This is a genomic window from Novosphingobium sp. (assembly GCF_027486195.1).
Lineage (GTDB): Bacteria > Pseudomonadota > Alphaproteobacteria > Sphingomonadales > Sphingomonadaceae > Novosphingobium.
This window is the reverse complement of the sequence record NZ_JAIXPP010000051.1, coordinates 1-25434: the sequence shown is the minus strand read 5'-3', so window position 1 is coordinate 25434 and position 25434 is coordinate 1. Positions and strand designations below refer to the sequence as shown.

Genomic DNA, 25434 nt, shown 5'->3' with positions numbered 1-25434 from the left:
CGGTAGCGGGGAACCCCCATGCAAAGTCCGCTTGGATGGATCGGCCTCAGCCAGTGGAGCTACCTCGCCGCGGCGTTCGCGGCGATGTTGCTCACGGTGTGGCTGGCTGACCGGCAGCGGCGCGGCAGGGAAAGCAGCCGCGCGCTGATCGCGGCGCTGACGGTGACCACGGCCTGGACCCTGCTGAGCTCTTCGTTCGGGCCGAATGCAGCGTTGACGCAAGTGTTCGAACTGGTGCGCAATCTGTGCTGGTTGGCGGTGGTCTACTCGCTCTTCGCGCGCGACAACCGGCATACCAGCGTGGTGCAGGTGCGCCCGGTGCTGGCGGTGCTCGCGATGGTCGAGCTGCTCCAGATCGTGCTTCTGGTGCTGGCGATCCGCTTTGCCGCGATTCAGCCGGCTGTTGCGATGATCTTCCAGCTTTCGGTGATGTTCCGCCTGCTGCTGACAACGGGCGCGCTGGTGCTGGTCCACAATCTTTATGTCGGCGCGCTGAGCGGGCAGCGCGATGCTGTGCGCTGGACTGCGCTCGCGCTCGCCCTGATGTGGGGGTACGACCTCAACTTCTATACGATCGCCTATCTCGGCCGGACCATCCCGCTCGAAATGGTGGCCCTGCGCGGCCTTGTGCAGATCGGCGCGATCCTGCTCGTCTCGGTGGGCGCGATGCGCGGCGGATCGGCGCTGCGCTTTTCGCCCAGCCGGTCGGTGGCGTTTCAGTCGCTCTCGCTGCTGGTGATCGGCGGTTATCTGATTCTGATGGTCGCGGCGGCTCAATCGGTCGCCTGGCTTGGCGGCAATGTCAGCCAGCTGGCGCAGCTGGGCTTTGCCTTTGCGACGACCGTGGTAATCCTCGCGCTGGTGCCTTCGGGGCGCTTGCGCGGCTGGCTCAATGTGATGCTGGCCAAGCACTTCTTCCAGCACCGCTATGACTACCGCGCCGAGTGGCTGCGCTTCACCCGCACCATCGGGCGCGGCGGGCAGGGGGCGCTGCCGCTCCATGCGCGCGTGGTGCAGGCGCTGGCCGACATTACCGACAGCGCCAGCGGGCTCATGCTGATCCCGGGCGAAGGCGGCGATCTCGTGCTTGCAGCGCGGTGGCAGTGGCCGACCATAGAGGTTCCGGCCGAGGCGATGCCGCTCGATACCGCGCAATTCTTCGAGCGGCGCGGCTTCATCGTCGATCTCGACGAAGTGCGGTCCGGCACGGACCACGAGGGCGAAATCGCGCTCATGCCGCAGTGGCTGGTGGAAGAGCATGGCGCATGGGCGCTGGTGCCGCTCTTGTACTTCGACCGGCTCGTCGGCCTTGTCGTGCTGGCCCGCCCGCCGCTGGCGCGCAAGCTCGATTGGGAAGACTTCGATCTCCTGCGCGTCGTGGGGCAGCAGCTGGCCAGCTACATCGCCGAGCACAACGGCCAGAGCGCGCTGCTCGAATCGAGCCGGTTCGATGAATTCAACCGCCGCATTGCCTTTGTGATGCACGACATCAAGAACCTCGCCAGCCAGCTCGCGCTGCTCGCCCGCAATGCCGAGCGCCATGCCGACAATCCCGCATTCCGCAAGGACATGCTGGTGACACTGACCAATTCCGCTGACAAGCTCAACGCCCTGCTGGCGCGGCTCTCGCGCTATGGCGCGGGCGGCGTGCAGCGGCTGGAGGCGGTCGATGCGGCCGAAGTCATCGAAGCGGTTGCCGCGCGCTATCGCGGGGCGGGGGGCGAGTGCCCGGTCTATGTCACCCAGAGCCAGCCCTGCCATGTAACGGCGAGCCGCGAGACGCTCGAACAAGTGCTCGCGCATCTCGTGCAGAACGCGATCGACGCCAGCCAGCCCGGCATGGCGGTCCTGCTCCAGACGCGGCTCGATGGCCTGAGCGGCGTGATCGAGGTTTCCGATACCGGCTCCGGCATGAGCGCGGACTTTGTGCGCAACCGCCTGTTCACACCGTTCGTCTCGACCAAGGCGGGCGGCTTCGGCATCGGCGCGTTCGAAGCGCGCGAACTCGTGCGTGCGATGAACGGCCGGCTCGAAGTGGAGAGCCGCGAGGGCCTTGGCAGCCGGTTTGCGGTGCGTCTTCCGCTGGTGGTGGCGACCGAACTCGAAACACAGCCTGACGGTACGTCGGGCGACAAGAAGGTGGCATGATGATCCAGGACCGGCCCCCGAGTGCTGTAAAGGCACTCCCCAAGCTCCTCATCGTCGAGGATGATCCGGGCCTGCAGGCGCAGCTCAAGTGGGCCTACGAGGACTTCGAGGTGCACATCGCGGGCGACCGCCAGACCGCGCTCGCGTTGCTGCGATCGGAAGAGCCATCGGTGGTAACGCTCGACCTCGGCCTGCCGCCCGATCCGGACGGGACGAGCGAGGGCTTTGCCGTGCTCGATGCGATCATGGCGCTGAAGCCTGATACCAAGGTGATCGTCGCCAGCGGCCACGGCGCACGCGAAAGCGCGCTCAGGGCGATCAGCCAAGGCGCTTATGATTTCTACGCCAAGCCGGTCGATATCGATTCGCTGGGCCTGATCGTTCGGCGCGCGCTGCACCTTCACCGCATCGAGGCGGAGAACCGGCAGTTGGCCGAGCGGGCGCCTGAAGGCAACAAGGTGCTGGGCCGCCTGATCACCGGTGCGCCCGAGATGGTCAAGGTCGCGCGCACGATCGAGCGCGTGGCGGGGACCAATGTCTCGGTCATGCTGCTGGGTGCGAGCGGCACCGGCAAGGAACTTCTCGCGCGTGGCCTCCACGAAGCGAGCCCCCGCCGGCAAGGCACGTTCGTCGCGATCAACTGTGCGGCAATCCCCGAAAACCTCCTCGAAAGCGAGCTGTTCGGGCATGAGAAGGGCGCCTTCACCGGCGCGGTCAAGACCACCGAGGGCAAGATCGAGCAGGCCAGCGGCGGCACGCTGTTCCTTGATGAAGTGGGCGACATTCCCTTCCCGCTGCAGGTCAAGCTGCTGCGTTTCCTGCAGGAGCGCACGATCGAGCGCATCGGCGGTCGGCGCTCGATCGAGGTCGACACGCGGATCGTGTGCGCGACGCACCAGAACCTTGAGGCTATGATCACCGACGGACGGTTCCGCGAGGACTTGTTCTACCGGCTCGCAGAGATCGTCGTGCGCATCCCGAGTCTCGCTGAACGGCCGGGCGATGCGGCGCTGCTGGCCAAGGTCTTCCTCACGCGCTTTGCGGCGGAGATGAACCCCTCGGTCAAGGGCTTCGCGCCCGATGCGCTGGCCGCGATCGACGCCTGGACGTGGCCGGGCAACGTCCGTGAACTCGAAAACCGCGTGAAGCGCGCGGTGATCATGGCCGATGGCAAGCTGGTGGGCGCCGCCGATCTCGATCTGGCCGAACCAGGCGAGGACGAGGCCAATCCGCTCAACCTCAAGTCCGCGCGCGAGGCGACCGACCGCAAGATGATCCGCCATGCGCTTGCGCGGAGCGAGGGCAACATCTCCAACACCGCGCGCCTGCTGGGGATCAGCCGGCCCACGCTCTATGACCTCCTCAAGCAGTACGACCTTCAGCATTAAGCGGGCGCTCGGCCTTGCGTTGGGGGCCTTGCTGCTGGCGGGGCCGGCGGCGGGAGCCTCGCGGCTCGATGACTTGCGTGCGAAAGCGCAGGCGGCAATCGAGCGGCGCGATCCGGTCTCGGCCGAAGTCATGCTGCGCGCGGCGATCAAGGGCGGCACCCGCGAGGACGAACTGCGGGCGCATCTGGGCGAGGCGCTGCTGGCCGAAGGGGACCGCAGCGAGGCGCGCAAGGTGCTGGAAGGCGGTACCTTCGCACCCGGCACCGAGGCACTGGGCTGGCGCGTGCGCGGCCAGATCGCGCTGGCACAGGGCGATCTGCGCGGCGCGGCGAACGCATTCGATACGGCGCTGAGGGCCAACCCGAGGGATTCCGACCTCTGGGTCGCGATTGCCTCCCTGCGCTTCTCGGGCGGGGAGCAGCTGCAATCGATCGAAGCGGCAGACCGCGCCGTTGCGCTCGATCCGAAGAATGCCCGCGCGCTGGCCTTCCGGGGCCTGCTGATCCGCGAACAATATGGCCTCGCCGCCGCGCTGCCCTGGTTCGAGGCGGGGCTCAAGGTGCGGCCCGATGATCCCGCGCTGCTCGGCGAATATGCCGCGACGCTGGGCGATATGGGCGCGTATCGCGGGATGCTGATCGTGTGCCGAAAACTGGCGCAAGTCGATCCCAAGAACCCGCGCCCCGCCTATCTGCAAGCCGTTCTGGCGGCGCGCGCCGGGGAGACCGATCTGGCCCGAACAATCCTGCAGCGCACGGGCAACGCCTTTCGCGACATGCCCGCCGCCGTCATGCTGACCGGCGTGCTCGAATACCGGGCGGGCAATACCAACGTGGCGGTGGAGCAGTTCGACCGGCTGGTGCGCCTGCAGCCGGACAATCTCGAGGCACGGCAGATGCTGCTGCGCGCCATGTCGCGCCAAGGCAGCGATCAGCCGCTGCTGGGCCGCTTCGACAAGGATGCCATGCAGGCGACCGCGCCGCCCTATACGCTGCGTCTGGTCGGTACGAGCTGGCAGCGGCTGGGCAACAAGGCCCGTGCCGAGGCGCTTTTTGCGCGCGCGGCGCACCCTGCGGCTCACGGTCCGGTGCCGCTGCCCACCGAATTCGCCGCAGCCGTGCTGGGCGGTGCCTATGCCGATGCGCCAAACCGGGCGCAGACGGCGGTGCCCTATATTCGCGCGCTGCTGAAGGATGGCCGCAATGACGAGGCGCAGGCCGCGGCGGACCGTCTGCGCGATGCCAATCCCGGCGCGGCCGAAGCGCACCTCCTTGCCGGTGACGTGCGCACCATGCGCGGTGATGCGGCAGGCGCGCTGGCGGACTATCAGAACGGCGCATCGATCCGCTTCAACGAACCTGTGCTGCGGCGCATGGATGCCACCCTGCGGGCGCTCGGCCGCACGCGCGATGCCGATTCCATGACCTCGCGCTATCTGGCCCAGAACCCCCAGAGCCTGCTGGCGATGAAGCTGCTCGCCGCCGCCTGGGCAAGGGAGCCCCGCCGCGATGCCTATCTGGCGATTTCGCGGGCCCTTGCCGCACGCGGTCAGCCCCAGCCGGTGCAATAAGTCTCGACAGCGAGGCAATCGCGGGGCAAACCTCTTTTCAATCGATCGGTTAAAACAGACGGGGTGAGTGATGGCTGGTGCGCTGGAAGGTTTGACGGTTCTCGAGTTCGCGGGGATCGGACCCGGACCCTTCGCCTGCATGATGCTCGCCGATCACGGCGCGCGGGTGATCCGCATCGACCGGCCTAGCAAGGGCGCGCGGGTGGGGGATCAGGGCAACCGCGATATCCTCAACCGCAACCGCGTGCGGATCGAGCTCGATCTCAAGGACCCCGCCTCGATCGCCCGCATCCGCGAACTGGTGAAAGACGCCGACGCGATCATCGAAGGCTACCGCCCCGGCGTGATGGAGCGGCTGGGGCTGGGGCCGGACGTGCTGCTCGCCGACAATCCGCGCCTCGTCTATGGCCGGATGACCGGCTGGGGGCAGGATGGCCCGATGGCACCGCTGGCAGGCCATGATATCAATTACATCGCACTCGCCGGTGCGCTGCACACCTATGGACAGGCAGGCGGCAAGCCGCAATTCCCGGTCAATGCGGTGGGCGATTTTGGCGGCGGCGGGATGGTCATGGCGTTCGGCGTATTGGCGGGCGTGCTCTCGGCGCAGCGGACCGGCCAGGGTCAGGTGATCGATTGCGCCATGGTCGACGGCGCGGCGATCCTTTCAGCGATGACCTGGACCTTCTTCGGCAATGGCCAGTGGAAGGACGAGCGCGGGGTCAACCTGCTCGACGGCGGCGCGCATTTCTATGACACCTACCAGACAAGCGATGGCAAGTGGATCGCGCTGGGTTCGATCGAGCCGCAATTCTACGAGCTGCTGATGGAAAAGAGCGGGCTCGGCGCCGATCCCGCCTTCGCTGCGCAGCATGACCAGTCGGCTTGGCCGGCGCTCAAGGCCAAAGTCGCCGCGATGATCGCGACGAAGAGCCGTGCGGAGTGGGAAGCGATCATGGACGGCACGGACATCTGCTTCGCGCCCGTCCTGAGCCTCAAGGAAGCGCCCCACCACCCGCACAATGCGGCGCGCAGCACGTTCGTGGAAGATGGCGGAATGACGATGCCCGCCCCAGCGCCGCGCTTCATGGGTACGCCTGCGCCTTCGCCCAAGTTGGCGTCTGAACCGCTGGATTGATCCGAATAAAGGCTGTTTCTCGCAGAGGGCGCAGAGGCAGAAGAGATCGCAAAGATGTAGCGTGCGCCGCAGGCATTATCCTGCTTGCCGAGCCGCTCGTTGATAATGTGGCTTTGCCGTACCAAGCAGCATCCCTGCGCTCTTTGTTTCCTCTGCGAGCTCTGCGAGAACCAGCCTTCTTCTTTTCAAGAAACAAAGCTCGCCTGCATTTTCTGCGGCGCGTCCTACTCCGCCCGCAGCGCGTCCTCTATCTCGCAATCGGGGAACCGGCGGTTGTGGCGGACAGACCACCACAGCGAGAGCCCGATCAGTACCGCGCCGATCAGGCCAGTCACCGTCTCCGGGATTTCCACATGCGCCGAGATCAGCATGATCGCGGCCAGCGCCACGATTGCCCAGAAGGCGCCGTGCTCGAGATAGCGGTATTCCGCCAGCGTTCCTTGCTTGACCAGCAGCAGCGTGAGCGAGCGCACGAACATCGCGCCGATGGACAGGCCGAGCGCGATGACCACCATGTTGTTGGACAGCGCGAAGGCTCCGATCACCCCGTCAAAGCTGAACGAGGCATCGAGCACGTTGAGATAGAGAAACCCGCCGAGCCCTGAACGCACGACCTGGCCCGCCGCCTTCTGCGCCGCTTCCTGCATTTCAAGCAGCGTGCCGATTGCCTCGACCGCAATGAACGTCACGATGCCCAGTGCACTTGCGCCCAGGAAAGTCAGCGCTTCGTCAGGGGGCAGCAGCAGCGAAATGCCGTAGACCGCGACCAGCAGGATGGCGATTTCCGCTGCCTTGATATCGGCGAAACGGGCCAGGCGGGTTTCGATCCAGCTGATCCAGTGGACGTCCTTGTCGCCATCGAAGAAGAACGAGAGGCCGACCATGGCGAGGAACGCCCCGCCGAAGCCCGCGATGCCGACATGCGCGCTGGAGACGATTTCCTCGTAGCGCTTCGGTTCGGTCAGCGAGATGCGGACCGCCTCGACCGGCCCGATGCCCGATGCAATCGCCACGATCGCCACCGGAAACACGATGCGCATGCCGAACACCGCGATCACCATACCCCAGGTGAGGAAGCGGCGTTGCCACACCGGGTCCATTTCCCCGAGCACCACCGCGTTGACCACGGCGTTATCGAACGAGAGCGAGATCTCGAGCACCGAAAGCATGATCACGATCCACAGCATCGCGAGCGTTGCAGGCACGGATGCGGTCTGGAACCAGCCGTAGGCGGCCGCCAGCGCGAGGCAGACAAGCGTGAAGGCGATCGAGCCGCCGAAGTTCTTGAGCAATTTGGGGTCCCGTCATGGCCGCATAATAGCGGCGCAGTGCCTCTTACTTCGGCTGATACGTCTGTTCCACCCCCGGAAAAGTGCGAGCGCGCACTTCGGCGGCATAAGTCGCGGCGGCGGCGGAAATCGTCTCCGCAAGGTGCTCGTAGATTTTCACGAAGCGCGGGGTGCGCTCGAACATGCCGAGCATGTCGTCCGTCACCAGCACTTGGCCGTCGCACTGCGCCGAAGCGCCGATGCCGATGGTGGGGCAGGGCACGGCCTTGGTGATCTGGATGGCCAGCGGTTCGACCACGCCTTCGACGACGATGGCAAAGGCCCCGGCCTCGGCAATTGCGCGCGCGTCTCCGACGATCTTCTCGGCTTCCGCCGCGCTGCGTCCGCGTGCGTTGTAGCCGCCGAGCACGTTGACCGCCTGGGGGGTGAGGCCGACGTGGCCCATCACCGGAATGCCACGCGCGACGAGAAACGCCACGGTCTCGGCCATCGCCACGCCGCCTTCGAGCTTCACCGCATCGCAGCCGGTTTCCTTGAGCAGGCGCGAGGCGCTGTCGAAGGCCTGCTCGGGCGAACGCTCGTAGGCGCCGAAGGGCATATCGACCACGACCGCCGCATGATACGATCCGCGCACGACCGCAGCGCCATGCGCGCACATCATGTCGAGCGTGACGGGCACGCTGGAAGGCAGGCCATAGATGACCTGGCCGAGCGAATCCCCCACCAGCAGCAGATCGCAATGCGCATCGAGCAATTGGGCCTGCCGCGCGGTATAGGCGGTGAGCATCACCACCGGCTGCTCGGTCACTCCATCCACCTTGCGCTGGCGGATGCCGGGAATGTTGAGCCGCTTCATCGGCGCCGGCGTGGGGTGCGCGCGGCTGGTGGCGGTGTCGAGGACGTAGGTCGTGGACATTAGCGAGGTTCCCTGTCGCTGGGCCTCGCGCTTTTAGACCAAAGCCGCAAAGCCGCAAGGCGGGTCCGTTTCGGGCCTTGGTTGTTCCGCCCCGGTGCACAGGGTTGGGGAAAAAGCGCTTTGCGGCAGCGGCCCTCGGCGCTAGCAATAAAAGTAGCAAACCTGGTGACCGGCAGTCGCGCCCGCGCAATGGGTGAAAAGGGCGCAATCGGCTGACGGACCAAGGCGGGAGAAATCAATGTTCGGTCGCGTCAAACCACTCGACGCCATTCTTGCAACTGCCGAGAAGAAATCGCTCCATCGATCGCTCGGCGCTTTCCAGCTCACCATGCTCGGCGTCGGCGCCGTCATCGGCACCGGCATTTTCGTGCTGACTGCCGAGGCTGCCCAGAAGGCGGGTCCCGGCATGATGATCAGTTTTATCATCGCTGGCTTCGTCTGCGCGGTGGCGGCGTTGTGCTACGCGGAAATGGCCGCGATGGTGCCGGTTTCGGGCTCTGCCTATACCTACAGCTACGCCGTGATGGGCGAGCTCGTGGCTTGGATGGTCGGCTGGGCGCTGATCCTCGAATACGCGATTGCGGCAGGTGCGGTCTCGGTCGGCTGGTCGGGCTACATGATCGGGTTCGTCCAGCACAGTTTCCATATAACCGTGCCGCTGGAATTCGTGCGCGGGCCGTTTGATGGCGGGATCATCAATCTGCCGGCGATGTCGATCGCGGCGGTGATCACGGGCCTCCTCGTGCTCGGCACCAAGGAAAGCGCCACGGTCAACGCGGTGCTGGTGGCGATCAAGATCGCTGCGCTCTCGATGTTCGTGGTGCTGACCCTGCCGGTGATCCAGTCGGGCAAGTTCGTGCCCTTCGCGCCGCTCGGCTTTGCCGGCATTTCGGGCGCGGCGGCCTCGATCTTCTTTGCCTATGTGGGCTTCGATGCGGTTTCGACCGCGGCGGAGGAAACCAAGAACCCGCAGCGCAACATGCCCATCGGCCTGATCGGCAGCCTCGGCATCTGCACCGTGTTCTACATGCTCGTTGCTGCCGGTGTGATCGGCACTGTCGGCGCGCAGCCGATGTTCGGTCCGGCGGGTGAGGTGCTTTCACCCGGCACGCCCGCTCTCTCGGCCGCTTGCGCCGCCGTTCAGGACAACGCGGTGGTCTGCTCGAAGGAGGCGCTGGCCTGGACGCTGCGCTCGGTCGGCTATCCCTTCGTCGGCTGGCTGGTCGGTGCCGCAGCCATTCTGGCGCTGCCCTCGGTGATCCTGATGATGATGTTCGGCCAGACCCGCATCTTCTTCGTGATGAGCCGTGACGGGCTGCTGCCCGAGTTCTTCTCGCGCATCCACCCCAAGTTCCACACCCCGCATGTGATCACGATGCTCACCGGCGTGTTCGTGGCGCTGTTTGCCGCCTTCTTCCCCGTGGGTCTGCTGGCCGACGTGTCCAACTCGGGCACGCTCTTCGCCTTCGCTGCGGTTTCGATCGCGGTGCTGGTGCTGCGCCGGACCGATGCCAAGCGGCACCGCCCGTTCCGCACGCCGGCGGTGGCGGTGGTCGCGCCGATCTCGATCGCGGGCTGTGTCTACCTGTTCCTCAGCCTCTCGCATGAGACGATCCTGCTGTTCTTCGGCTGGGCGGTGATCGGCCTCTTTGTCTACTACACCTACAGCCGCAGCCGCAGCCATGTCGGCCGGGGCACGGTCGAAGTGCACGAGACGGACGCGGACATTCCGCCGCAGTCGGTGCCGCCCATCGTCTGACAAGGGCGGGCAATCGCCATACAGGAGGGCCGCTTCCCCACCGGGAGGCGGCCCTTTTGCATGGAAGGGCCCTTTTGCACGAAAGTGTGGGGCGCGCGGGGAGGTGCTTGCATGGCGAGAGAATAAGAACATAATGGGAACATGAGCCGAATCGAAGCCTCGTCCCAAATCCATGTTCTCTCCCCGCCGCTGGCCGCAGGCTTGCGTCGTGGTGCTGTCTCTCGTGTTCTTTCCGGCGCCAAATCGGCGCGCTGGCGGCCGGGGCTGGCCACCGGGTGCCGTCATGCTGAAGTGTTTGCGCCAGCCGGGGAAGCGAGCGGGGTAGCCCTCGCGCTGGCCTTGGCTCGGGATGCTCTTTGCACCGATGCAGAGGATCAGCGCCCCTGGCTCTGGGTGCAGGACAAGGCGGCGCTGCGGCTTTCAGGCCGGCCCTATCGCCCGGGCCTCCCGCCGCATCTGCGCCACCGCCTGATCCATGTTGCCGCCGCGACGCCGGAAGATGCGCTCTTCGCGCTGGAAGAAGGGCTGCGCTGCCGTGATCTCGCTTTCGTGATCGGCGAAATCGCGAGCAATCCGCGCGCGCTCGATTTCACCGCCTCGCGCCGGCTCAGCCTTGCCGCCGAAAAGCATGGCACTGCGCTGTGGCTGGTGCGGCTGGATGCGCGCAGCGATCTCGGCTCGGCGCGGATGCGCTGGCGCGTGGCCGCCGCCACCTCGCCCCCGCCGCGCTGGAACCCCCAGGCGCCCGGCCGCGCGACATGGTCTGCAGAGCTGTTCCGCGCCCACACCTTTCAACCCGGACACTGGACCTTGCGCGATGAAGACACCGCTCTCGCCGCCGAGCCCGCCGGTTCTGGCACGCCGGATCATGGCGATCTGGTGCGCGGACCTGGCGCTCGATCGCTGGCGGCTGGCTGAAGGCTGCGCGCGGGGAGAGGGCAGTGATGCCGCACCGCTCGCGCTGATTGCCGAAACGGCGCACGGGCCACGGATCGCCGCCGCCAATCCCGCCGCCATGGCTGAGGGCGTGCGCGCGCACGCGATGCTGGCGGATGCGCGGGCGCTTTGCCCCGCATTGGCCGTGCGTCCGGCCGATCCGGCGGGGGACCTTGCGTTCCTCGAAACCCTCGCGCTCTGGGCGCAGCGCTGGGGCCCGTGGAGCGCGCTCGATCCGCCCGATGGCCTGATCGTCGATACCACCGGCGCCGCGCACTTGTTCGGCGGGGAGGCCATGCTGCTGGCGGATACGCGCGCGCAGCTGCGACGGCGCGGCCTTGCAGCGCGCGCCGCGATCGCACCGACGGCGGGCGCGGCTTGGGCACTGGCGCATTATGGGCCGGAGGGCGCGATCCTCGAAGCCGGGGATGATCTCATGGACCGCCTCGCCGCGCTTCCCGTCGCGGCCTTGCGGCTCGATGACGATGTCCTGCTGCTGCTGCGCCGCCTCGGGCTCAAGCGGCTGGGCGATCTCGCCGGCATCGGGCGCGAGGCGCTGGCGCGGCGCTTCCGCAACCGCCGCTCGCCCGGCGCAAACCCGCTGGTGCGGCTCGATCAGTTGCTCGGCCGGGTGCCTGAGCCCCTGCTGCCGGTGGTCGCCGCCGAACAACCCATGGTGCAGCGCCGCCTGATGGAACCCATCCGCCACCGCCCGCTGCTCGACCGCGTGCTCGCCGATCTCGCCGAAGACATGGCGCGCGCGCTTGAAGGACGCGGGGAGGGCGCGCGGCGGCTCGAGATGGCGGCGTGGAAGGTCGATGGAGACGTCGTGGTGCGGCGGCTGGAGATGGCAGCGGCCACGCGCGATCCCGCGCATGTCTGCCGCCTGTTCGCCGCGCGGCTCGATGATCTCGATGCGGGCTTCGGGATCGAACTTGTCCGGCTCAGCGCGCCGTGGACCGAGCCGCTGGCGCTCGCGCAGACCGAGCTTGATGCCGCCGCAGAGCGCCACGGCACCAGCCTCGCCGCCTGCATGGATCGGCTGACCGTGCGGCTGGGCGCGGAGGCCGTGCGCCGCCCTGTGCCGCGCGCCAGCCATCTGCCCGAACGCGCGCAGCGCTGGGCCCCGCCGCTGGAGCCGCTGCCCGGCCTTCAGGAAGACTTCGCTTTCCACGAACGGCCGCTGAAGCTGCTCGACCGGCCTGAACCCATCGCGGTGATCTACGAAGCGCCCGACGGGCTCCCCCGCTTGTTCCGCTGGCGCGGCGGGGTGCACGAGATCGCGCGCGCCGAAGGGCCCGAACGCATCGCGCCCGAATGGTGGCGCGAACGCTCCACGGTGCGGCTGCGCGATTACTACCGCATCGAGGATAGCACGGGCCGGCGCTACTGGATCTACCGCCACGGCCTTGCCGGCGATGGCCGCGGCGGCGCGCCTGAATGGTTCCTGCAGGGGCTTTGTGCCTGACATACCGCTCACCCCGGCGCGCCGCCATGTCGCGCCCGAGGAGGAGGGGGTAACCCCGCCGCCTCGGGCGCCGTTTGTCGAACTCGGGCTTGCCACCTGCTTCTCGTTCCTGCGCGGGGCGTCCGATCCGGTCGACCTTGTGCTCGCCGCGCACCGGCTTGGCTACGATGCCATGGGGGTGGCGGACGCCAATTCGATGGCGGGCGTGGTGCGCGTGCATGGCGAGGCGAAGGCGCTGGGCGTGCGGCCCGTGATCGGCTGCCGGATCGAGACGGTCGAGGGGCTCGCCTTCCTCGCCTATCCGGCAAACCGCGCCGCCTATGGCCGCCTGTGCCGCCTTATTTCCGCCGGACGCATGGCGCGGCTGGATGGCGAATGGCAGGCCAAGGGGGTCTGCGAGATCGATCTTGCGCTGCTGGCGGCACATGCGGAAGGCGTCCACCTCGTGCTGATCCCCCCGCGCGATCTGGATGCGCACTTCACCATCGAAGTGGAGAGCAACGTTGTCCCCCTCCCGCTGGCGGGAGGGGCTAGGGGTGGGCAAGCGGCAGACGTTGCGCTTGAACAGCCCACCCCCGACCCCTCCCGCCAGCGGGAGGGGGGAATGGAAGGGAACTCCCGCCAGCGGGAGGGGAGCACGCTATCCCTGCCTTTTGCCGCGCTTGTCCCCCATCTTGTCCACAGCCTGCCCACCATGCGCCATCTGGCGGCGAGCTATCTCTACAGCGGCGACGATATCGCGCGGATCAGCGCGCTCGATGCGCTGGCCAGGGCGCATGGCCTCGGCCTCCTTGCCACGGGCGACGTGCTCTATCACGAAGCGGCGCGGCGGCCCTTGCAGGATGTGATGACGGCGATCCGCCACAAGACCACCGTCGCGCGTGCCGGGCATCTGCTCCACCCCAATGCCGAGCGCCACCTGAAATCCCCGGCCGAGATGATTCGCCTGTTCGAACGCTGGCCCCACGCCATCACCGCCGCGCGCGAGCTTGCCGATGCCTGCACCTTCAGCCTCGATGAACTGCGCTACGAGTACCCCGAGGAAATCTGCCCCGAAGGCCGCACCCCGCAGGATTGGCTTGAGGAACAGACCGCGCTCGGCGCGGCGGAGCGCTACCCCTCCGGCGTGCCGGACAGTGTACGCGATACGCTGGCGCGCGAACTCGCGCTGATCGGCAAGCTCAACCTCGCAACCTACTTTCTGACTATCAAGGATATCGTTGATTTTGCGCGCAATCAGGATCCACCAATCCTGTGCCAGGGGCGCGGTTCGGCGGCCAATTCGGCGGTGTGCTATTGCCTCGGCATCACGGCGGTCGATCCCGCACGCCATGCGCTGCTGTTCGACCGCTTCATTTCCGAGGATCGCAACGAGCCGCCCGATATCGACGTCGATTTCGAGCACGAGCGGCGCGAGGAAGTGATCCAGTACATCTATCGCCGCTATGGCCGCCAGCGCGCTGGGCTCTGCGCGACGGTGATCCACTACCGCCCGCGCATGGCGATCCGCGAAGTGGGGAAAGCCATGGGCCTCACCGAAGACGTCACCGCCGTCCTCGCGCGCACCGTGTGGGGCGGCTGGGGGGGCGAGATCGCCGAGAAGAACGTCGCGCAGGCAGGGCTCGATCTCACCGATCCACACCTCAAGCGAGTTCTAAAGTTGACCGAGCAGATGATTGACATGCCACGTCATCTTTCGCAGCATGTCGGCGGTTTTATCCTCACGCAAGGCCCGCTGACCGAGACCGTGCCGATCGGCAATGGCGCGATGGCGGACCGCAGCTTCATCGAATGGGACAAGGACGATATTGACGCCTTGGGCATCCTCAAGGTCGATGTGCTGGCGCTCGGGATGCTGACCTGCATCCGCAAATGCCTCGATCTCCTCGGCGAACATCACGGCCGCGATCTCACACTCGCCACCGTGCCGCGTGAGGACCCGGAGACTTACGCCATGCTGCGCAAGGGCGATTCGCTCGGCGTGTTCCAGGTCGAAAGCCGTGCGCAAATGAACATGCTGCCGCGCCTGCGCCCGCGTGAGTTCTACGATCTCGTCATCCAGGTCGCGATCGTGCGGCCCGGGCCGATTCAGGGCGATATGGTGCACCCCTATCTCAGGCGGCGGCGGGGGGAGGAGGCCGTCAGCATCCCGGCGCCCGGCCCCGCTTTCGGCCCGCCGGACGAGTTGACCTCGATCCTCGGCCGCACCTTGGGCGTGCCGATCTTTCAGGAACAGGCGATGAAGATCGCGCTCGATGCGGCCAAGTTCACCGGCGCGGAAGCCAACCGCCTGCGCAAGGCCATGGCCACCTTCCGCCGCCGGGGCATGGTCGACGAACTGCAGGACATGATGGTCGAACGCATGACTCAGCGCGGCTATGACCGCGATTTCGCGCAGCGCTGCTTCAACCAGATCCGCGGTTTTGGCGAATACGGCTTTCCCGAAAGCCACGCCGCCAGCTTCGCGCACCTCGTCTATGTTTCGTCCTGGCTGAAGTGCCACTATCCGGCAGCGTTTGCCTGCGGGCTGCTCAATTCGCAGCCGATGGGTTTCTACGCACCCGCGCAGATCGTGCGCGATGCGGTGGAGCATAGGGTCACGGTGCTGCCGATCGATGTGAATCATTCGATGTGGGATTGCACCTTGGAAGCCTTGGAAGAGGATGGTTCGCGCAGAGGCGCAGAGGCGCAGAGAAGGGAAATATTTCGCGCAGAGACCGCAGAGATCGCAGAGAGCTTGCGTGCGCCGCAGGCAGAAAGTGAATTTGATAGGCCGTCAGGATCAAAAGCGGCTTCGCCGCCTTCTCTTGAATCTCTGCGGTCACTGCGATTTCTGCGCGAACCCGATCTTTCTTCCGCTCTCCGCGCCTCTGCGCCTCTGCGCGAACCCAGAATGGCCCTCCGCCTCGGCCTCCGTCAGATCGATGGCCTCCCCGAACATGCCGCCGCCGCGCTCGTTTCCGCGCGCGAGGCGGGGGGGCGGTTCGAGGATGTGGCCGCGCTCAAGACACGCGTCGGGCTTTCGCCGGCAGTAATCGAGCGGCTGGCGGCGGCGGATGCCTTCGGCTCGCTGGGCCTGCCCCGGCGGCAGGCGCTGTGGGATGCGCGCAGCCTTGTTGCCGCCAATGCCCTGCCGCTGTTCGCCGCCGCCGACGCGCGCGAGGAGGGGGAGGAACGCGCGCGGACCCGCCTGCCGACCATGCCGCTCTCGGAGGAAGTCGTCGCCGATTATCAGACGCAGCGGCTTTCGCTGAAAGCACACCCCATGGCCTTCCTGCGCGCCGAGCTGGCCGAGCGCGGCTTTGTGCGCGCGGCAGACCTGCGCGACCGCAAGGTGCGCTCGATGGTGCGGGTGGCGGGCGTGGTGCTGGTGCGCCAGCAGCCGGGCAGCGCCAAGGGCGTGTGCTTCATCACGCTGGAGGATGAGACGGGGGTGATCAACCTCGTGATCTGGCCCGATCTGAAGGAGAAGCAGCGCAGCGTGGTGATGGGCGCGCGGCTGATGGAAGTGCGCGGGCGGGTGGAGTACGACGACGAGGTGATCCACGTGATCGCCCAGCACCTGACCGACGCGAGCGAGGGCCTCGCGCGGCTTTCAGACGATGCGCTGCAGCCCGCGATGGCCCGCGCCGATGAGGTCAACCGCCCCGTGCCCGGCCGCGTCCCGCCACCTGCGCGCAGCCATCCGCGCAACGTCCGCGTGATCCCGAAATCGCGCGATTTTCATTGAAGCCGCGCGCGCCACAATTGCGCCGCGAGCCGCAGTTAGGCGATCGCCCCATGGAACTCGTGCAACTGGGCCCCGACGACACCGCGCGCTTCCTCGCGCTGCGCCAGATCATGTTTGAAGCCGAAGCGATGAGCTTTCGCGGTGCGGGCGCGGATGACGATGCCATCGGCGTGGCGGCCTGGCGCGACCGGTTGGCGCGCGATCATGTCTATGCCGTGGTGCAGGACGGCGAATGGCTTGCCGTCGGCGGCCTCACGCGCATCGCCGGGCAGAAGCTCGATCACAAAGGCCTCGTCTGGGGCATGTATGCCGTCCCCGCCGCACGCGGCTCGGGCGCTGCGGCGCGCATACTGGAGCAGCTTGAAGCCAAGGCCCGCGAACTCGGCCTGCGCCAGCTGCAACTGACCCTGATGGCCGACAACCCGCGCGCCCAGACGCTCTACGAACGCCACGGCTATGAGGTCTATGCCAGTGAACCGGACTCGGTTCGGCGCGGCGATGGCAGCTATGTGGATGAAACGCTGATGTGGAAGAGGTTGTAAGGTTTCCAACACATCACCGGCTGCCGAACCTCGCCCACAGTTTCGGATACCGCTTTGCGAGGTCAGTCGGATTATCGTTGAAACGAATGCCACCGGGACTTTCGGCATACATCATGGCCGCAACAAACGGCATCTCGTTCCAGTCGCGACCCGTCTTTGCCGACCACGCTTCACGTGCAACATAGGCAAAATCTTCGAACTCGAGGCTGCCTTGAGGGCCCGGTGCCAAGACTTCGGCAAGACTATCGGGATTGGCCAATACGGCCTCGAACGTTTTGCGGCCTTTTGAAATCAGCCAGCACCGAAAATACTCGAAACCGTCATCCGACGCACCGCCATTGGCAACACTGGCAGCGCCCCAGAGGTCCCAGGAATAAGACCGACGCATGACCTGATCGAAGACCCGCTCGAAGTCGGCGATCCTCTCCTGCGGCAGTCGGCTCAGGCTGCTACGAAGCGCCACAATCTGAGCTTCCGGTTCGTCCTCGAACTTTGCCGATTGATCGACAAGCGTCCAAAAGGCCCGCTCATCGAGGGGGGCAATCTGCCGCGCCGGGGGCACGAGGATTGGGCGGCCTACCGGACCATCACGATCAGCAGACCGCGCCGCCATTGGTCGAAATCCGAGTCCTGCGACGACCAGAAGTCCAAGCGCGACGCTTCTGATCATGCTGAACTCCATTGGCTACCACGGCGCAGATCGTTGCCGACAATCGGGCAGCCCGACTAGGTCCGCAGTCGCTCGATCCCCTGCGCGAGCGCCACGTAGAGCTTGCCCATATCGGAAGAGAGCAGCGTCACGCCCAGCGCATGCCCGTCACGGGTCGAGAGCAGCTGGCGCAGCATCGCCTCGAAATCGTGGACGTAGCGGTTCACATGGCCGCGGAACTCGGTGTCGGCCTCATAGTGCTGCTGCACCGCGCGGGCTTCGCTGCTCTCGAGCAAGCTGACCGCGCGCCGGGTGAAGATGCCGCGGTCGCCGCGCAGGTACGAGGCCCAGGCGGTTTCCGAAACGTCGGCAGAGAGCACCTTGGTGATGTCGATCGCGGTGGAATTGAGCGATTCGGTGATCAGTGCGGTGCGGCGGGCGAAATCGTTGTCGACTTGCTCTTCGGCGCGTTCGCGCGCGCGGGCGACGCGGTTTTCGAGGTTGCCGGCCAGTTCGTCCACCTTGGCGAGCTGGTCGCGCAGCTGGATCGCGGTCTCGCGGCTCGCGGCGGCAGCGCTGTCGATCGCTTCTTCCAGCCGGGCCACCAGTTCGGCGCCGCGGCCCTGCAGTACGCGGACGATCGCGCCCGAAAGCTGCCCGTCTATATCCTGCGAAAGCGCCTCGCTGTCTTCCCGCGCTGCGGCGAGAAGCGCGCGCAGTTCGCCAAGACGCGCTTCCTGTTCGGCGGCCTGCGCGGCGAGTGTCTTCTGCATGCGCGCTGCGTCCGCCATCGCCGCCTTCAGGCTGCTGCGTGTGTTCTCCGCGTCCTGCGACAGGGCGCGGCCGGTCTCGCCGGCTTCGCCAAGCGCCGCGCGCATCTGGTCGACCCGGTTCTCGAAGGCGCCAAGCCCGGCTTCGGCGCGGCCCAGCGCAGCGGGAAGCGCGGTGCCGGCATGGTCGCTGCCCGCCTGGATCAGCTCCAGCAGGCGCACCGCCGAATCGGTCAGCGTGCCGATCTGCCCGTCGGTGCCATTCAGAGCCTGGCGCATGTCCACAAGGTGCTGATTGAGGGCGGCCAGCGCGCGGTCGATGGTCGTCGCGGCGGCATCGCCGGTTTCGCCGGAGAGCTTGAGGGTCGCGCTGAAGCCCGCGACTTGTGCGGCGATCGCCTCGCACTGCTGGCCCAGCGCGCGCGCTTCTTCCAGCTGGCGCTGGCGCTGCGCTTCGACGGCGGTATCGAGATCGGCAAGCTTGCGGGCAAGTGCCTCGGCCGCTTCGGCCCCGGCAGCGGCCATCGCGGAACGGCGTTCGCGGATCGCGCTGTCGAGATCGCTGAGGCTCTGGGTGAGCGCGGCGCGCTGCTCAGCCGAGGCGACTTCGAGATTCGCGCGCCGGGCGGCGAGCTGCTCGTCGAGCAAGGTCGCATCCTCGCCAAGGCGGTGGGTGAGATCGGTGGCGTTGGCCTCGAACGCGGCGAGCCGATCGCGCGAGGCGGAGATCAGCGCTTCGTGATCGCTGCCGAGCGCTTCGATGGCATGGCGCAAGGCGGCCAGCTGGGTCTCCGAACGTTCGGCAAACTGGCGCAGCGCGGTGTCTTCGGCGCTGCTCAGCGAGCGGCTGAACGCGCCGCTTTCCGCACGCATGGCGGCAAAGCGCGCACCGAGCGCGGCAAGGGTGTCTTCCTCGCTGCGGATGATCGCCTCGCGCTGGCGGGCAAGCTCTTCGTGGAGCGTTTCGGCGCGGGTGCGGATGGCGGCGAGCGCAGCGATTTCTTCGGAATCGAGGCGCCGGCGATGCGCATCGGTGCCTTCTTCCAGGGCTGCGAAGCGCGTCTCGCTGATCTGGGTGATCCGCGCGGCGCTTTCCTCGAAGGCGGCAAGGGCTGCATCGACGGATTCGCGCACCGTGCCGACCTGCCGTTCGCTGGCGAGGCCGAATTCGTTGAGCCGCTGGAACCCGGCGACGAGGTCTTCCAGCTGGGCATGCGCCGTGCGCCCGGCGTTCGCGATGGTGTTGGTGACGTCCTTCGCCGAATTGGCGATCACGGGCAGCTGGCCGCGCAGCTTTTCCATGTTTTCCAGCGCGTGGTCCGAAACCGTGCCGATACGATCGACTTGCGCACCGTTGCTGGCGATCAGGGCCTGCAATTGCCCGGCATTGCCACTGATCCGCTCCACCGCAATGCGGCCCAGCGATTCGAGATCGCGGCCCTGGGCCGCCAGGAAATCGCGCGCGAGCGAAAGTTCGGTGTTCACGGCGGCCAGGCGGCGCTCAAGCTGTTGTGATTCGATGCGGAGCAATTGTGCAGCATCACCGAAGCGCGCGGCCTCGCGCCGGCTGCCACGCCGCACGAGGAGGAGCGCGACCAACACTACGAGCACCGGCGCAGACCACGCCGAGACGAGTGCGGTCCACACGCCCAGAGGCTGGGCTTGCTGAAACGCGGCCCAATTGCCCATCACGAAAGCAGCCGTCCACGCCGCAATCAGCGCGCCGCCGATGGCAAGGCCGAGCCACTCGCGCTGGAGCGGCAGCCTGTTGTCTCCATCATCGTCCCAAACGGCCATACTGTCTTCCGGGGTTGGCGCGATCGGCCAGCCGCTGTCAGCAACATCCTCTTCCAATGCGGCCAGCGCCGCACCGGTATCGGCTTCCTCGAGCAGCGCTTCGTTTGCCAGACGCTTGCCCAGCCGCACGGCAGCCGCATTCGCTGCGTCGTCGTCCGCGCCACTTTCGATCGCGATGATCTTTCTTCCCCCGGCCATGTCGGAGACCTTAACACACATGGGGCTGCCGCTTAAAGCGGGGGTTAACCCAAAGCCGATATTCCCTTTGCCATGGCTTATCTTGGCGATGCGATCGATGCCCACCTGGCGGCGGCAACCGGCGACGATGCGGACCTCTTTCGCGAACTGAGGGCCGCTTTCGTCGAATCTGCCCGCCGCCAGCTTGATCTGCTGGGCCGCGCCCGGTGCGACGGCAATTGGGAAATGGCCGCCATGCGCCTGAAAAGCCTTGCCGCGACGTTCCATGCCGAAGATCTCATCGCGCTAGCCGATCAGGCCCTGCAGGCAGCACCGGGAGAGCCGGTTGTGCTGCGCCGCATTGCCGCCGCGCTCGATTCGATCGAACCTACCGGCTGATTCGCCCTCACACTTGGCCCACACACTTGGCATTGCTGCCCGGCGGCCCTAGCATAGGGCAAAGGGAGGTCGCCGCCTTGCGGGTCGCATTGTTGTCGTTGATGGACGCCGCTCAGGGCGAGCCACAGGGTCTTCGCGGCCTGCTGCCGATCGGCGGCCGCTCGATCCTGCGCCATCAACTGGGCCTTGCCATGGCGCTAGGCTGCTCGCGCATCGTGGTTCTGGCCGAAACGCTCACGAATGATCTCGTCGTGCTCCAGCATGCGGCAGAGGCGGGCGGGGCACGCTTCCACGTGATCGCCTCGGCCCGTGCCCTGGCACCGCTGGTCGCGGCCGAGGACGAACTGCTCGTGCTGGGCGAAGGGCTGCTCGCCATGCCCGAGGATGCGCTGCGTCTGCTCGGCGATGGCCCGGTTGTCCTGACGCTGCCGGTCGAGACGGGCCTTCCGCTCGGCTTCGAGCGGATCGACATCAACAACGCCGGCGCAGGCGCGATGCTGCTGCCGGGCAAGCTGATTGCCGCGCTGGGCGATTTGCCGGGGGACTGGAACCCCGGCTCGGCGCTGCTGCGCATCGCCTCGCAGGCGCGGATCGTGCAGCGTGAATTGCCGCAGCTCCTGCTCGATCAGGGCCGCTGGCGCCTGATCCGCGATGAGGCCGAAGCGCACCGCGCAGAGCCGGGCTGGGTGCGGCTGCACACCGCCAGCGCGCAGGTCCGCTCGCCGGGTTTGTGGCTGGCGGCAGGTGTGGTGCGCACGCTGGGGCCGGCGCTGCTGCATGCCGGCACGCGCCCTTACCTGATCGCGCTGGGCGCGGTTATCACGGCTCTGCTAGGCACCGGCGCGGGCTGGTTCGGCTGGTGCGGACCGGGCTTTGCCATGCTGGCGCTGGCGTGGCTGGTCCACCAGGTGGCGGGGCTGCTCGCCCGGGTCGAACGGGATTCGCTGATCGCCTCGACGGGCGTCGCCCCGCTCGACCAGCTGGCCGACTGGGTTCTGGACGGCATGTTCATCACGCTTTGTGCGTGGCGGAGCGAGATTCCCGCGGTCACCGGCGTGCCATGGGGAATTGCGTGGTTTCCGCCGGTGGTGCTGTTCCTGCTGCTGCGGCTGCTTGCCCGGTTGCGAGGCGATGAAGCGTGGATCTGGTGGCTCAACGATCGTTTCGTGGTCGGCACGTTGCTGGCGCTCTCCAGCATCCTGCTACCGTTCGATTTCGTGCTGCGCGCGCTGGTCGTGACGCTCATGGTCGTGGGGCTGTTTCTCACCGCACGCAGCGATGGGCCGGGGAGCGCCTTGCCCGCTGGAGGGCGGCCTGCGTGACGGTCGACCGCCTAACCCCGAATTAACCAGCACAGGCTTATGCTGGTGACGATGGCCATACCCGCATCTTCCGGAGCTTCGGCAACCGCGATCCCTTCGCCGCTGGCGGAAGAAATCGCGGCTGCGCGCGGCGCTGTGGCCAATGCCGTGCCCATATTGCGGCATCTTCTGCGCAGCGACGACAGTTCTATCTTCAGTGACGAGATCGTCGCGCGCGTACGCGGCATGTTCGTCGATGTGGCGCGCCAGTTGGTCGTTGCGCTGGCCGAGGCGGCAGGCCATTCCGAGCCTGAGGGCTGGGCGCATCAAGCGGCGGACGAACTGGCCCAGGTGCTTGTCGAGAATCCCGCCTTCCTCGAGCATTTTCATGCCCTTGCGCTGGAATGGCAATGGACCGTCAAGCTCGAGCGCAGCCGCGCGCTTGATCCGGTACTGCCACCGCTGCTCCAGTCGCGCATGGCCGATCCCGATGGGCAGGCCTCAGCAAGTGCGATGACCCTCCTCGCCGCGCAGGCGCGCTTCTGCCAGAGCCAGCGGCGCATGCAGCTGCCGCTTGGCGAGTTGCCGGGCGATCTGGTCCACATCGCGCTGGTCACCCTGCGGGCCCATGTCGGGCTGGATGCCACGGCGGATGCCTATGCCCTGATCGCCGAGCGCAGCGTGCGCGCCGGGATCGATGAGAGCCGCTCACGCCTCGCGCAGATGAGCCGCGTGCTCGATGCCATGGGGGGCACCGCGCTTGCGGCGCTTGATGTCGACAAGGCGGGGGTCGCGCTGTTCCTCACCGCGCTTGCGCGCGGATCGGGGCTGAGCCGCGAGGCCGCGATCATGGCAACCGTGGACAGCCAGTTACCGCGCTTCCTGCTGGCGCTGCGCGCCTGCGGCCTTGCACCCGCTGCGGTCGCCGCTGCCGCACTGGCGTTCCATCCGGACGCCATTCTGCCGCAGGGCTATGCCGAGCTTTCGCCCGGCGATGCTGCCGCGCTGCTTGGCGAGGCAGCAGCATGAGCGCGCTGCGCGAACAGGGTGCCGCGCCCACCACGCCCGGCGGCATGATCCGCGCCCGCACCGATGGCACGGACCAGCTGATCGCAGCGGACGAACCGCTGGCCGGCCTCCAGGTCCGCAGTGGCAGTGCCGTGCCCGGCGCCATCGCGCTGCCAGCGCTGCTTGCGCTGGTGCGCCGCGTGCGCCGGACCGGACAGCCTGCCTCGCGCACGATCCTTTCGGTCGACGAAGGCTACCCGGTCACCGCAATGGCGTTCGTGACGCCGGAGGGCGAGGGAACCGCGATCGAGCTCAGCCAATGGCATCGCGGCGAAGAGTCTGCCGCCGAATTGCCCGTGCCGGACGCGCTACTGCACCATCTGGCCGAGGCCGAGATCCTGCTCGACGACGCGCAAAGGGTCATCGTTGCCGATGTGCGCGCGGCCGATCTGGCTGACCTTGCGGCTGCGCTGGAAACGGGGCGGGGGCGCTACTGGACCGATTTCGTAACCATCGACCGGGTGAGCGATCTGATGACTGCGCGGCAGGGGCCGCTGCACTGGCGCCTGCTCGATGATGCGCCGTTCACGGTCGAAGGCTCGGTCCGCAACTGGCGCGCACGCATCCTCCCGCGCGCTCAGGGCGGCTTTGCGCTGCTGGCGCTTCCCGAAGTTATCGAAGCGCTGCCTCCCAGCGCCCAGCCGGCCGAAGCCAAGCCGGAGGAGGCAGAGGCGCAGCCCGGCTGGAACCGCCTGCTGGGCCGCGATCTGGCTCCGGCGCTGCGTCAGCCGATCGCCCGCATCATCGCCAATGCCGAGACAATCCGCACCCGGCTCGCGGGGCCGCTGGCGGAGGAATATGCGAGCTACGCGCGTGATATCGCCGATGCTGGCCGCCACCTGATGAGCTTGATCGAGGACCTTGCCGATCTCGAAGCGGTCGAAGCGCCGGGCTTTGCGCCGGCGCCCGATCATATCGATCTGGCCGATTGCGCACGGCGGGCTGCGGGTATCCTTTCGGTGCGTGCGCAGGAGCGCGGCATCACGCTCGTCACGCCGGAAAGCGGTGCGCACGTACCGGCCATCGGTGAGTTCCGCCGCGTGCTGCAGGTGCTGCTCAACCTTGTCACCAATGCCATCCGCTACAGTCCGGAAGGCACCACGGTCACGCTTGGGGTGGGGCTGGATCAGCGCGGTGCTTGGATCGCCGTGCAGGACGAAGGGCGTGGTCTCACAGCCGAACAGGCCGAACGCGTGTTCGAAAAGTTCGAGCGACTGGGCCGTAGCGGTGATGGCGGGACCGGCCTCGGCCTCTATATCTCGCGCCATCTCGCGCGCGCCATGGGCGGCGATCTCGTGGTGACGAGCGCTGCGGGCGAAGGCGCGCGCTTCGAACTGACCCTGCCGCCCGACCGGACGGCCTGAACCTCAGCGGCGGCGCTGGGCGAGGATCAGCAGCCCCGCTCCTGCAGCGGTGAGCACGCCGCCCCACAGGATCCAGACTTTCTGCTCCAGCATGAAGCTGGACGCCGGCCACATGATGAGACCGGCTCCCTGGCCCATCCAGAGCAGGCCCATGAGGAGGGCGGCGATACCGAAAACACGCAAGATCAGGTTCATGCTGCTTCTTCCTCTCGCCGCCCCAAGGGCTCAGCGCTTTTCGACGGGAACGTAGTCGCGCTGCACCGGGCCGGTGTAGAGCTGACGCGGACGGCCGATCTTCTGGCCGGGATCGCTGATCATCTCGTTCCACTGCGCCACCCAGCCAAGGGTACGCGCCAGCGCGAACAGCGCGGTGAACATCGTGGTCGGGAAACCGATCGCCGAAAGGATGATGCCCGAGTAGAAGTCGACGTTGGGGAACAGCTTCTTCTCGATGAAGTAAGGGTCGCTGAGCGCCAGTTCCTCGAGCCGCAGGGCGGTCTCGAACAGCGGATCGGTGACCTTGAGCGAGGCGAAGACTTCCCGCACCGTCTGCTGCATCACCGTCGCGCGCGGGTCGTAGTTCTTGTAGACGCGGTGGCCGAAGCCCATCAGGCGGAACGGATCGTTCTTGTCCTTCGCGCGCTCGATATAGTGCGGGATCCGGTCAGGAGTGCCGATTTCCTTGAGCATGTTGAGCGCAGCTTCGTTGGCGCCGCCATGCGCCGGGCCCCACAGGCAGGCGATGCCGGCCGCGATGCAGGCGAACGGGTTTGCCCCCGAGGAACCGGCCAGGCGCACGGTCGAGGTCGAGGCGTTCTGCTCGTGATCGGCGTGGAGGATGAAGATGCGGTCGAGCGCCCGCTCGACCACCGGGTTCACCTCGTATTCCTCGGCCGGGACCGCGAAGGTCATGCGCAGGAAGTTGCCGGTGTAGGACAGGTCGTTGCGCGGATAGACGAAGGGCTGGCCGACCGAATACTTGTAGGCCATCGCCGCGATCGTCGGCATCTTGGCGATCAGGCGGT

At 67.0% G+C, this 25434-nt stretch carries 19 protein-coding genes; 13 read left to right on the top strand and 6 right to left on the bottom strand.

The features are described from left to right. The first annotated feature begins 18 nt into the window (after positions 1 to 18). The 4 genes from prsK (at position 19) to Q0071_RS09870 (ending at position 6244) form a co-directional block, all read left to right on the top strand. On the top strand, positions 19 to 2148 hold the full coding sequence (gene prsK, locus Q0071_RS09885; protein WP_298168209.1) for an XrtA/PEP-CTERM system histidine kinase PrsK: 2130 nt from the start codon (positions 19 to 21) through the stop codon (positions 2146 to 2148). Further along, positions 2148 to 3536 (top strand): PEP-CTERM-box response regulator transcription factor, encoded by a 1389-nt coding sequence (gene prsR / locus Q0071_RS09880; protein WP_298168355.1) that lies wholly within the window; start codon positions 2148 to 2150, stop codon positions 3534 to 3536. The genes prsK and prsR overlap by 1 nt, the downstream gene beginning before the upstream one ends. Continuing rightward, a complete protein-coding gene (locus Q0071_RS09875; protein ID WP_298168207.1) occupies positions 3502 to 5106 on the top strand; it encodes a tetratricopeptide repeat protein in 1605 nt (534 codons plus the stop codon). Before prsR ends, Q0071_RS09875 begins: the two co-directional genes overlap by 35 nt. A gap of 70 nt (positions 5107 to 5176) precedes the next feature. Continuing rightward, a complete protein-coding gene (locus Q0071_RS09870) occupies positions 5177 to 6244 on the top strand; it encodes a CaiB/BaiF CoA-transferase family protein (protein WP_298168205.1) in 1068 nt (355 codons plus the stop codon). Between the two features lie 224 nt (positions 6245 to 6468). Here the strand turns inward: Q0071_RS09870 and Q0071_RS09865 are convergent, their stop codons facing one another. Together Q0071_RS09865 and panB are read right to left on the bottom strand one after the other, a co-directional pair. After that, positions 6469 to 7536, bottom strand: a complete 1068-nt coding sequence (locus Q0071_RS09865; protein WP_298168203.1) for a DUF475 domain-containing protein — start codon at positions 7534 to 7536, stop codon at positions 6469 to 6471. A 43-nt stretch (positions 7537 to 7579) separates the two neighbouring features. Beyond that, a complete protein-coding gene (gene panB, locus Q0071_RS09860; protein WP_298168201.1) occupies positions 7580 to 8449 on the bottom strand; it encodes a 3-methyl-2-oxobutanoate hydroxymethyltransferase in 870 nt (289 codons plus the stop codon). 238 nt (positions 8450 to 8687) lie between these two features. Between panB and Q0071_RS09855 the strand changes: the two genes are divergently transcribed. The 5 genes from Q0071_RS09855 to Q0071_RS09835 all read left to right on the top strand — a co-directional run bounded on the left by Q0071_RS09855 (position 8688) and on the right by Q0071_RS09835 (position 16884). Continuing rightward, the gene (locus tag Q0071_RS09855) at positions 8688 to 10208 is read left to right on the top strand and encodes an amino acid permease (RefSeq protein ID WP_298168199.1); all 1521 of its coding nucleotides are present in this window, start codon (positions 8688 to 8690) and stop codon (positions 10206 to 10208) included. A 141-nt stretch (positions 10209 to 10349) separates the two neighbouring features. Further along, positions 10350 to 11126, top strand: a complete 777-nt coding sequence (locus Q0071_RS09850) for a hypothetical protein (protein ID WP_298168197.1) — start codon at positions 10350 to 10352, stop codon at positions 11124 to 11126. After that, entirely contained in the window at positions 11026 to 12612 is a 1587-nt protein-coding gene (locus Q0071_RS09845; RefSeq protein ID WP_298168195.1) for a DUF6504 family protein, read from the top strand. Before Q0071_RS09850 ends, Q0071_RS09845 begins: the two co-directional genes overlap by 101 nt. After that, on the top strand, positions 12605 to 16342 hold the full coding sequence (locus tag Q0071_RS09840) for an error-prone DNA polymerase (protein WP_298168193.1): 3738 nt from the start codon (positions 12605 to 12607) through the stop codon (positions 16340 to 16342). The genes Q0071_RS09845 and Q0071_RS09840 overlap by 8 nt, the downstream gene beginning before the upstream one ends. Before the next feature lie 50 nt (positions 16343 to 16392). Next, entirely contained in the window at positions 16393 to 16884 is a 492-nt protein-coding gene (locus Q0071_RS09835; RefSeq protein WP_298168192.1) for a GNAT family N-acetyltransferase, read from the top strand. A 13-nt stretch (positions 16885 to 16897) separates the two neighbouring features. Here Q0071_RS09835 and Q0071_RS09830 read toward each other — a convergent pair whose 3' ends face one another. Both Q0071_RS09830 and Q0071_RS09825 read right to left on the bottom strand, forming a co-directional pair. Beyond that, positions 16898 to 17554: a DUF4240 domain-containing protein gene (locus Q0071_RS09830; RefSeq protein WP_298168190.1), complete on the bottom strand. Its 657-nt coding sequence runs from the start codon at positions 17552 to 17554 to the stop codon at positions 16898 to 16900. 56 nt (positions 17555 to 17610) lie between these two features. After that, positions 17611 to 20298: a hypothetical protein gene (locus Q0071_RS09825; RefSeq protein WP_298168187.1), complete on the bottom strand. Its 2688-nt coding sequence runs from the start codon at positions 20296 to 20298 to the stop codon at positions 17611 to 17613. A gap of 72 nt (positions 20299 to 20370) precedes the next feature. Here Q0071_RS09825 and Q0071_RS09820 point away from each other — a divergent pair, with 72 nt between their 5' ends. From Q0071_RS09820 to Q0071_RS09805, 4 genes are all read left to right on the top strand, one after another. Then, a complete protein-coding gene (locus Q0071_RS09820; RefSeq protein WP_298168184.1) occupies positions 20371 to 20676 on the top strand; it encodes an Hpt domain-containing protein in 306 nt (101 codons plus the stop codon). A gap of 101 nt (positions 20677 to 20777) precedes the next feature. Further along, positions 20778 to 21998, top strand: a complete 1221-nt coding sequence (locus tag Q0071_RS09815) for a hypothetical protein (RefSeq protein WP_298168181.1) — start codon at positions 20778 to 20780, stop codon at positions 21996 to 21998. Between the two features lie 45 nt (positions 21999 to 22043). Next, positions 22044 to 23006 carry a hypothetical protein gene (locus tag Q0071_RS09810; protein WP_298168178.1) on the top strand — a complete coding sequence of 321 codons (963 nt, stop codon included), beginning with the start codon at positions 22044 to 22046 and terminating at the stop codon, positions 23004 to 23006. After that, positions 23003 to 24409 (top strand): HAMP domain-containing sensor histidine kinase, encoded by a 1407-nt coding sequence (locus Q0071_RS09805; protein ID WP_298168175.1) that lies wholly within the window; start codon positions 23003 to 23005, stop codon positions 24407 to 24409. Before Q0071_RS09810 ends, Q0071_RS09805 begins: the two co-directional genes overlap by 4 nt. Before the next feature lie 3 nt (positions 24410 to 24412). Here Q0071_RS09805 and Q0071_RS09800 read toward each other — a convergent pair whose 3' ends face one another. Then, positions 24413 to 24604 (bottom strand): hypothetical protein, encoded by a 192-nt coding sequence (locus tag Q0071_RS09800; protein ID WP_298168172.1) that lies wholly within the window; start codon positions 24602 to 24604, stop codon positions 24413 to 24415. 30 nt (positions 24605 to 24634) lie between these two features. Continuing rightward, a partial coding sequence (gene gltA / locus Q0071_RS09795) for a citrate synthase (protein WP_298168169.1) occupies positions 24635 to 25434 on the bottom strand: 800 nt, incomplete at its 5' end.

Coding starts and splice junctions, on each gene's coding strand:
- prsK (WP_298168209.1), top strand. CDS start 19: ATGCAAAGTCCGCTTGGATGGATCGGCCTCAGCCAGTGGAGCTACCTC.
- prsR (WP_298168355.1), top strand. CDS start 2,148: ATGATCCAGGACCGGCCCCCGAGTGCTGTAAAGGCACTCCCCAAGCTC.
- Q0071_RS09875 (WP_298168207.1), top strand. CDS start 3,502: ATGACCTCCTCAAGCAGTACGACCTTCAGCATTAAGCGGGCGCTCGGC.
- Q0071_RS09870 (WP_298168205.1), top strand. CDS start 5,177: ATGGCTGGTGCGCTGGAAGGTTTGACGGTTCTCGAGTTCGCGGGGATC.
- panB (WP_298168201.1), bottom strand. CDS start 8,449: ATGTCCACGACCTACGTCCTCGACACCGCCACCAGCCGCGCGCACCCC.
- Q0071_RS09855 (WP_298168199.1), top strand. CDS start 8,688: ATGTTCGGTCGCGTCAAACCACTCGACGCCATTCTTGCAACTGCCGAG.
- Q0071_RS09850 (WP_298168197.1), top strand. CDS start 10,350: ATGAGCCGAATCGAAGCCTCGTCCCAAATCCATGTTCTCTCCCCGCCG.
- Q0071_RS09845 (WP_298168195.1), top strand. CDS start 11,026: ATGAAGACACCGCTCTCGCCGCCGAGCCCGCCGGTTCTGGCACGCCGG.
- Q0071_RS09835 (WP_298168192.1), top strand. CDS start 16,393: ATGGAACTCGTGCAACTGGGCCCCGACGACACCGCGCGCTTCCTCGCG.
- Q0071_RS09830 (WP_298168190.1), bottom strand. CDS start 17,554: ATGATCAGAAGCGTCGCGCTTGGACTTCTGGTCGTCGCAGGACTCGGA.
- Q0071_RS09825 (WP_298168187.1), bottom strand. CDS start 20,298: ATGGCCGGGGGAAGAAAGATCATCGCGATCGAAAGTGGCGCGGACGAC.
- Q0071_RS09820 (WP_298168184.1), top strand. CDS start 20,371: ATGGCTTATCTTGGCGATGCGATCGATGCCCACCTGGCGGCGGCAACC.
- Q0071_RS09815 (WP_298168181.1), top strand. CDS start 20,778: ATGGACGCCGCTCAGGGCGAGCCACAGGGTCTTCGCGGCCTGCTGCCG.
- Q0071_RS09805 (WP_298168175.1), top strand. CDS start 23,003: ATGAGCGCGCTGCGCGAACAGGGTGCCGCGCCCACCACGCCCGGCGGC.
- Q0071_RS09800 (WP_298168172.1), bottom strand. CDS start 24,604: ATGAACCTGATCTTGCGTGTTTTCGGTATCGCCGCCCTCCTCATGGGC.